At 48.0% G+C, this 8,063-nt stretch carries 9 protein-coding genes and 3 pseudogenes; all 12 read left to right on the top strand.

Annotation, left to right across the window (positions count from 1 at the left end):
* On the top strand, positions 1-302 hold a 302-nt coding region (locus tag JZI27_RS19710; RefSeq protein WP_280208853.1), incomplete at its 5' end, for an Rpn family recombination-promoting nuclease/putative transposase.
* Between the two features lie 94 nt (positions 303-396).
* Positions 397-606 (top strand): hypothetical protein, encoded by a 210-nt coding sequence (locus tag JZI27_RS19705; protein WP_122907368.1) that lies wholly within the window; start codon positions 397-399, stop codon positions 604-606.
* Positions 607-985: 379 nt separating this feature from the next.
* Complete coding sequence (locus JZI27_RS19700) at positions 986-1,825, top strand: Rpn family recombination-promoting nuclease/putative transposase (RefSeq protein ID WP_280208851.1); 840 nt, start codon at positions 986-988, stop codon at positions 1,823-1,825.
* A 682-nt stretch (positions 1,826-2,507) separates the two neighbouring features.
* Positions 2,508-3,330: pseudogene (locus JZI27_RS19695) on the top strand (Rpn family recombination-promoting nuclease/putative transposase).
* Positions 3,331-3,525: 195 nt separating this feature from the next.
* Complete coding sequence (locus JZI27_RS19690; protein WP_122907366.1) at positions 3,526-3,735, top strand: hypothetical protein; 210 nt, start codon at positions 3,526-3,528, stop codon at positions 3,733-3,735.
* Positions 3,736-3,794: 59 nt separating this feature from the next.
* Positions 3,795-4,032, top strand: a pseudogene (locus JZI27_RS25105) (hypothetical protein); the annotation flags it as partial.
* A 35-nt stretch (positions 4,033-4,067) separates the two neighbouring features.
* A complete protein-coding gene (locus tag JZI27_RS19685; protein ID WP_280208849.1) occupies positions 4,068-4,745 on the top strand; it encodes a hypothetical protein in 678 nt (225 codons plus the stop codon).
* A gap of 157 nt (positions 4,746-4,902) precedes the next feature.
* Entirely contained in the window at positions 4,903-5,088 is a 186-nt protein-coding gene (locus JZI27_RS19680; protein ID WP_251243869.1) for a UPF0175 family protein, read from the top strand.
* Positions 5,081-5,953: an Rpn family recombination-promoting nuclease/putative transposase gene (locus tag JZI27_RS25100; RefSeq protein WP_481752831.1), complete on the top strand. Its 873-nt coding sequence runs from the start codon at positions 5,081-5,083 to the stop codon at positions 5,951-5,953. Before JZI27_RS19680 ends, JZI27_RS25100 begins: the two co-directional genes overlap by 8 nt.
* 313 nt (positions 5,954-6,266) lie before the next feature.
* The gene (gene tnpA, locus JZI27_RS25095) at positions 6,267-6,578 is read left to right on the top strand and encodes an IS66 family insertion sequence element accessory protein TnpA (RefSeq protein ID WP_481752830.1); all 312 of its coding nucleotides are present in this window, start codon (positions 6,267-6,269) and stop codon (positions 6,576-6,578) included.
* Between the two features lie 124 nt (positions 6,579-6,702).
* The gene (tnpB, locus tag JZI27_RS25090; RefSeq protein WP_481752829.1) at positions 6,703-6,924 is read left to right on the top strand and encodes an IS66 family insertion sequence element accessory protein TnpB; all 222 of its coding nucleotides are present in this window, start codon (positions 6,703-6,705) and stop codon (positions 6,922-6,924) included.
* Between the two features lie 57 nt (positions 6,925-6,981).
* A pseudogene (gene tnpC, locus JZI27_RS19660) lies at positions 6,982-7,884 on the top strand (IS66 family transposase); the annotation flags it as partial.
* Between the last annotated feature and the right edge of the window lie 179 nt (positions 7,885-8,063).

Raw genomic sequence — 8,063 nt, 5'->3', positions numbered from 1 at the left:
TGTTGTTTTTGAAGGCAGAAAGCAAAACGAAACTGGAGGAATTGGCGATGAGCGAACCGACGATTCGTAAGGCGGTCAATGTGCTTGAGTTTCTAAATCAGGATAAAGAAGCCCGTAAATTGTATGAGATGCGGGAAATGGCATTGAAGGATGAGCTCAACATGATTGAAGGGGCAAGGGAAGAAGGCAAAGTTGAGGTGGCTAGAAAAATGCTTGCCAAAGGAATGGATGTTTCCTTAATCGTTGAATTGACGGGACTTTCTGTAGAAGAAATCGAAAAACTGAAACAGCAGCTTCACTAACGGAAGCTCATAACGAATCACAATTGGCCCTACGTCCAACCAACGGATGTAGGGCCTTTTTGCGTTCTCAAAAAGCCAAAAGGAGTTGTTGTACATGCCTTTCCCGAACGTACCAACCAAGACGTTAGGCGGTCAGGTTTTCTGGAACACCCTGGACAGAAGAAACGGATGGAAGCTGCAGCAAAACATGTTCACCCAACACTTCCGCATCCTCGATCCGGACAACGTGAGGCAGGCTTGGGGACAGGATGAAGGCGAGATGTGGCGTACGTTTCGCATGTTTGCTGGTTCAAGAAATGAGTGAAGTAAGGTAGGTGTTTGATTGTGGGGGCTCGGAAGAGGCAGGCTCTTTCTTTTTTGATTGGCAACTGACTGCAAAACTCTTTAGAAACTCGCTGAAAATCGAGACTAATCATACTCATCTTGATTACCACCCATTCCCAACAAGGAACCTCTCCATTCCCCTCTCACTACAAACTATAAAGAATGCAGTCAGACCCCCGTTCATTCCTCTCAGTAGCCCTTCACCCTGAAAAAACCGAACAAACGTTTCTAACAAGGTTTGAATACTATATTATTAATAGGAATATGACGGAAAGGAGGCTTTGTGCAGGAGTGTCTGAAAAGCGTTCCGGTGGTATAATGGTAGTACAGACAATGAACGGGCAAGGGAGAGTGATGGTGTGACCAAGCGGATGAATCCCATCGTCGATTTTGTGTTCAAGCGAATTTTCGGTACCGAGGAAAACAAAGACCTGCTGTTGTCTTTTCTCAACGCGACGCTAAAACCAGAGGAAGGAAAACAGCTACAGGAGATCACGCTGGTTGACCCGCACATCAACGCGGATCAGGTGGGTGACAAGGCATCCATCCTTGATGTCAGGGGGAAAACGAAGACAGGCGAACAGATCAACATTGAAGTTCAACTACACAACAAGTACGACATGGAGAAACGCTCTCTGTACTACTGGGCGAAGATGTACGAGGGACAGCTGGCAGAAGGTGAACCGTACCGGAATCTAAGAAAGACGGTTACAATCAGCATTGTAGATTTCTCGTACCTACCCTCAAAGAGCTACCACAGCGTTTTTCGTCTGAGGGAAGACAAAGAGAAATTTGTTTTGACGGACAATCTGGAAATCCATTTTCTTGAGTTGCCGAAGCTGGGAGCAGAGCATCAGGAAACCAGCGATTTGCTGGTGAAATGGTTGCTGTTCCTGAAAGCCGAGAGCGAAACGAAACTGGAGGAATTGGCGATGAGTGAACCGACCATTCGCAAGGCAGTCAACGTCCTTGAATTTTTGAGTCAGGATGCCGAAGCTCGCAGATTGTATGAAATGCGGGAGAAAGCATTGAAGGACGAATTGAACATGGTTGAAGGAGCAAAGGAAGAAGGAAGAACTGAAGGGAAGGCTGTCATTGTTCGTAACATGCTTGCAAAAGGTTTGAACGTGGCCGAAATCTCGGAGTTGACCGGACTGACCATAGCTGAAGTAGAAAAACTGAAACAGCAACTGCACTAGCTCCAACTCCATGTTCCGCAAGTAGCGTCAGTACCGAAAGTGCCGACAGAAGGTGACACAACTGCCACCACTGACGCTACACGAGGCTCAAAACGGTGTCGAGGTGGAAAATTGCAAAAGTAGCCAGCCCTACGTCCACCCAACGGATGTTGGGCCTTTTTGCGTTCAAAAAAATCAAAAGGAGTTGTTGTACATGCTTTTTCCGAACCTTCCCACCAAAACAATAGGAGCGAGCTTTTTCTGGGACACCCTGGACTCCAGAAAAGGCACTACCGCATCCTCGACCCATAGAATGTCCGTCAGGCCTGGAGCAACGATGAGGTAGAGATGTGGCATGCTTTTCGGAAGTTCACGTCTGGAAGTAGAGAGTAACCGCCCTGCTCCGATCAAAAGGATGCAGGGCATTTTTCTGTTTCAGGAGGGAGAATGAATGCAACTGATGGAGGAGTTTGAGCTGTCCCTCATAGAAAACGGGATCGCGCCGAAAACGATAGTATCCTACGTGGGTGACGTGAAGGGGTTTTGATTATCCTATAAAGCGAACATACGTTTCTAACAAGATTTGGATACTCTATTATTAATAGGAATATGTTTGAGTGGAGGCTTTGGCCGGAGTGTCTGAAAAGCGTTCCGGTGGTATAATGGTAGTACAGACAATGAACGGGCAAGGGAGAGTGATGGTGTGACCAAGCGGATGAATCCCATCGTCGATTTTGTGTTCAAGCGAATTTTCGGTACCGAGGAAAACAAAGACCTGCTGTTGTCGTTTCTCAACGCGACGCTAAAACCGGAGGAAGGAAAACAGCTAAAGGAAATCACGCTGGTTGACCCGCAACGCGAATCAGGTGGGCGACAAGGCATCCATCTTTGATGTCAGGGGGAAAACGAAGACAGGCGAACAGATCAACATTGAAGTTCAACTACACAACAAGTACGACATGGAGAAACGCTCTCTGTACTACTGGGCGAAGATGTACGAGGGACAGCTGGCAGAAGGTGAACCGTACCGGAATCTAAGAAAGACGGTTACAATCAGCATTGTAGATTTCTCGTACCTACCCTCAAAGAGCTACCACAGCGTTTTTCGTCTGAGGGAAGACAAAGAGAAATTTGTTTTGACGGACAATCTGGAAATCCATTTTCTTGAGTTGCCGAAGCTGGGAGCAGAGCATCAGGAAACCAGTGACCTGCTGGTGAAATGGCTGCTGTTCCTGAAAGCCGAGAGTGAAACGAAACTGGAGGAATTGGCTATGAGTGAACCAACGATTCGTAAGGCAGTCAACGTCCTTGAGTTTTTGAGTCAGGATGCTGAAGCTCGCAGATTGTATGAAATGCGGGAGAAAGCATTGAAGGATGAAGCTAACATGATTCAGGGAGCAAAGCAAGAGAAGGCAATGGAAGTGGCCAAAAATTTGCTGGCGATGGACATGACTGTAGATGTAGTTGCAAAAGCAACAGGTTTGTCGGAAGAGGAAATCGAAAAACTAAAACAGCAACTGCACTAATCATCCCCTCCATGCTCCGCAAGTAGCGTCAGTACCGAAAGTACCGACAGAAGGTGACGGCATCTGGCACCACTGACGCTACACGAGGCGCAAAACGGTGTTGAGGTAAGAATGGCAGAATCAACGAGCCCTACGTCCAACGAACGGATGTAGGGCCTTTTTGCGTTCCAAAAAAGTCACAAGGAGCTGTTGTACATGCTTTTTCCAAATCTACCAACGAAGACATTAGGAGGGAGCTTCTTCTGGGATACCCTGCAATCCAGAAACGGCTGGAAGCTTCAAAAGAACATCATTACCGAGCACTACCGCATTCTTGATCCAGAGAACGTCCGTCAGACATGGGGCAACGATGAGGTGGAAATGTGGCATGCCTTTCAGAAGTTCACTTCTGGAAGTAGAGAGTAACCGCCCTGGGCCAATCAAAAGGCTGCAGGGTATTTTTCTGTTTTCAGGAGGGAGAAGGAATGAACCCGATTGAGGAGTTTGAGCGGTATCTCGTTGAGAATGGGATTGCTGCCAAAACGATTGAATCCTACGTTGGCGACGTGAAAGGGTTTCGACCGTAAGCTGACCACAGAACAAGTCGTCACGCTGCGGAAAGACAGGATCAAGGTGGCCGCTGGCAGCGAGGGAGAGGTGGAAGTCTTTTCAGAGCAGGAGGTGAACCAGCTGCTGTTCTTTGTCCAGGACAGGGTGAACGTCAAATAGGCCCCATCTACCTACTAGGTGGGGCCTATTTGCGTGGTCTTACGGAAGGAAAGACTAGGGACGAGTTAGCGGAAGAGTTTGAGTATGCCAACTACAAATCCCTCGACATGCACATGCGGCGCAGAAACTTTACGTGGGATCGGGACAAGCAAACGTATGTGCCGATCTATAACCGCTTGGAAGAACGGGATCTGGAAATCTCTTTGACCGCATCGTCGAAAGTAGCCACCGTCCTTTCCCTCTTTCAGAAAGAAGGAGCGGATGCCAGAACCATTGCCAAGCGGTTGGGTTTTACCGATCACCGAGAACTAGCTGCTTACATGAAAGGGAAGGGATACGAATGGTCATCAGAGGCAGGAAACTACGTCAAAATGCGTGGACAAGTGCAAGAGGATTTGGAAAATGAGGACTCTTCACTTAGAGCCTTTGATGAAGAAAATAGGGTAGTGGCACAGGCTCAATTACTAGGGGCTACTCCGTCTGTCCCTGTACGGATCGATCAAGCTGTAGTGGGACAGCTAGAACAGTACGTACCACTCTTGGAGATGCTGGAGCGAAACAAGGGCAAGCTGATTGATCTTCTTGTACCCACGGCGGAGGATGGCAAAGTACCTCGCTACACGATTCCGGGCATCTTTGTCACCAAGTCCGTTCACATGACCAACACGCTCGATCAGGAAGTGGAAACCTTGCTGGGACGAAATTGAGGCTTGGTTGTACAGCATAGGGGAACATCTTCGAGGGCATTCAGGGCGAGTAACAAGCTCTGAATGCCCTCTTTGCCCTGAAAAAACGCGTAGAGGGTGAATAGCAGTACATAGGGGATTGAGCCACTGTTTCTATCGCAAAGAGTGCGGAACATGGTTGTTTTTGGAGAAGAAGGTAACGCTGGCACGAGCAGCCGAATTAGCGGGAAAGTCACTGAGCGACTTTATTGATTATCTAAGTGACTGTGGCATTGCCTGGATGGAATATACAGAAGAAGATAGACGATTAGATGATCAAACGATTTCTAGGCTTTTAGCAGAAGAAGGAGAAAAAGATGCGTAAGGTCATTTCTAATTCAAGCCCGATTATTGCCTTGTCAATAATCGGGCATCTTTCGCTTATGAATGAGCTTTTTGATGAGGTCTACCTTCCCGCTGAAGTCTATCGTGAAATTGTAGAGAGTGAGAGTCTTCGGGAGCATGGAAAGCGTGAGTTGCAGGAAGCGGTGGAGCATGGGCGTTTTCAGATCTATCGGGTGCAGAATGAAGAGTTAGTGAGCAAGCTCTACGGACGGGCGAGCAGATCAACATCGAAGTCCAATTGCACAACAAGTACGACATGGAGAAGCGCTCCCTGTACTATTGGGCAAAGATGTACGAGGGACAACTGGCCGAAGGCGAACCATACCGTAACCTCAAAAAGACGGTCACGATCAGCATTGTGGACTTTTCGTACCTTCCCAAAGAGCTACCACAGTGTTTTTCGTCTCAGGGAAGACGCAGAGAAATTCATCTTGACGGACAATCTGGAAATCCATTTTCTTGAGTTGCCGAAGCTTGGATTCGAACATCAGAAAACCAGTGATCTGCTGGTGAAATGGTTGTTGTTTCTGAAGGCCGAGAGTGAAACGAAACTGGAGGAATTGGCGATGAGCGAACCAACGATTCGTAAGGCGATCAATGTATTGGAGTTTTTGAGTCAGGATAAGGAAGCCCGTAAACTGTATGAAATGCGTGAGATGGCGTTGAAGGATGAGCTAAATATGATTGAAGGAGCTAAAGCAGAAGGCCGAACAGAAGGCGAGCGACAAAAGGCAACTGAGGTTGCCAAAAACCTGCTAACGATGGACATGACTGTTGAAGTGGTGGCAAAAGCAACGGGATTATCAACGGAAGAAATCGAAAAACTGAAACAGCAACTTCACTAAACATTAACAGCAGCTTCACAATCAGCCCTGTGTCCAAACAATGGATGCAGGGTCTTTTTGCGTTGCCAAAAATCAAAGGAGTGGTTGTACATGCTTTTACCGAACTTACCCACCAAAACATTAGGAGGGAGCTTCTTCTGGGACACGCTGGACAGGAAAAATGGCTGGCAGCTACAGAAAAACCTCATCACCGAGCACTACCGCATTCTTGATCCAGAGAATGTCCGTAAGCGTCAAATCCCCCCCACCTGTTTCTGGAAACCAGAGTCTGTCACAATGAATCCATCATCATTCAGAAAAGGATGGATTCATTATGGAAGAAACCCTACAGCAAATATGGGCAAAACGAATCGTGTCTTATCAGGAAAGTGGGCAAACGATGAAAACCTGGTGTGCCAAGCAGGGGCTGCCCATCCAGCAGTTAAAATATTGGCTGTACAAAGCTCAAAAACCACAGATCTCGGCACCATCCGCTTCCACGTTTCGCCGTGTGACCGTTACCGCCCCGATATCGGAGCCTAACCCGTTATGGATACAGATTGGTTCTGCCTGTATTTCGGTACGTCCCGGCTTCGAGCCTCAACTACTTCGTGATGTGGTCGCCGCGCTGAGCCCCGAATGCTAAATCTGACGGGAACTTCGCAGGTGTATCTCGCTTGTGGCACGACGGATTTGCGTAAATCGATTGACGGTTTGGCCGCGATCGTCCAGGAACAGTTTTCGCTTGATCCGTTTTCCGCCGCATATTTGTGTTTTGTAACAGGAGGCGGGACAAGCTCAAGATCCTTCAGTGGGATCATGCGGGCTTTTGGCTTTATTATCGGCGTCTCGAACGTGGCACGTTTCAATGGCCCTCCACGGGCCATTCTCCCCTTTGTCTCACGCAACGAGAGTTGCGTTGGTTACTTGATGGTCTGTCCTTATCACAACAGCACGCCCATCCTGGCGTTTCACCTAAAGTGGTCATTTGAGCAAAGTCATCTCTTTGAAGGAATTTCCCCTGGGTTTGTTTGTCGAATGAATCCCCTATGAAAACAAGAACGGAATCCCTCACCTTGGAACAACTCCAGCAGCAAAATGCCAAGCTGGAACAACAGAATGCCGAACTGTCGGCCAAACTCAAGTGGTATGAGGAACAGTGGAGACTTTCGCAGCAGAAGCGTTTCGGCGCTTCTAGTGAGAAAACACATCCCGAACAACTGGAGTTGAACCTGTTTAACGAAGCGGAAGTACTGGCTACACCAATCGGGCAAGAACCCGAGATAGAACAGGTTACTTACGAACGGCGCAAGACTAATGGCAAGCGCAAGGCGGAACTGTCGAATCTACCCGTTGAGACAGTAACGTATCAGCTTCAAGAAGATGAGCAAATCTGCCCATGCTGTGGCGGATCCTTGCACGAGATGACTACGGAGACGCGTAGTGAAATTGCCATGGTACCCGCACAGGTGAAAGTCGTTCAGCATGTGCGGCAGGTATATGCCTGCCGTCACTGCGAACGACATGAGCTGCAAACTCCAATCATCACTGATCCGATGCCAAAGCCCGTGTATCCGGGTAGTTTGGCCTCTCCTTCAGCTTCAGCGATGGCGTATACGATGTGCCAAAAATACGTGGATAGCATGCCACTCTACAGGCAAGAGCAACAGTTTGCCCGTATGGGCTATACGTTGTCGCGGCAAACGATGGCAAATTGGATGATCTATGGTGCAGAGAAATGGCTAACGCTGATTGTGGAGGGAATGAAGGATTATCTGCTCAAACAAGAGGTGCTGCATGCGGATGAGACGACGTTGCAAGTGTTGAAGGAGCCTGGGAAATCGGCAGAAACCACTTCGTATCTGTGGTTGTATCGGACGGGACGTGGAGCACAGCCCGCTGTGATCTACGAGTATCAACGAATGCGTGGTGGCGAGCATCCGCTTACGTTCAAGCGAAGTGTACTTTTTGACTTCCGTAACCCTCGCTGAAGAATATAAAGAATGCAGTCAGCCACCAATTTTCGGTAGCTGGCTTGTCTTGTTTAAGGGAAGATCCGCAAAAATTGATTCTATCAAAGTTTGAAGATTATAATATTAATGAGAATATGACGGAAAGGAGGCTTTGGCTG

The organism is Brevibacillus sp. AY1 (genome assembly GCF_029870785.1).
In the GTDB taxonomy this organism is placed as follows: Bacteria; Bacillota; Bacilli; order Brevibacillales; family Brevibacillaceae; genus Brevibacillus; species Brevibacillus invocatus.
This window is presented reverse-complemented; position numbering and strand designations above follow the sequence as displayed.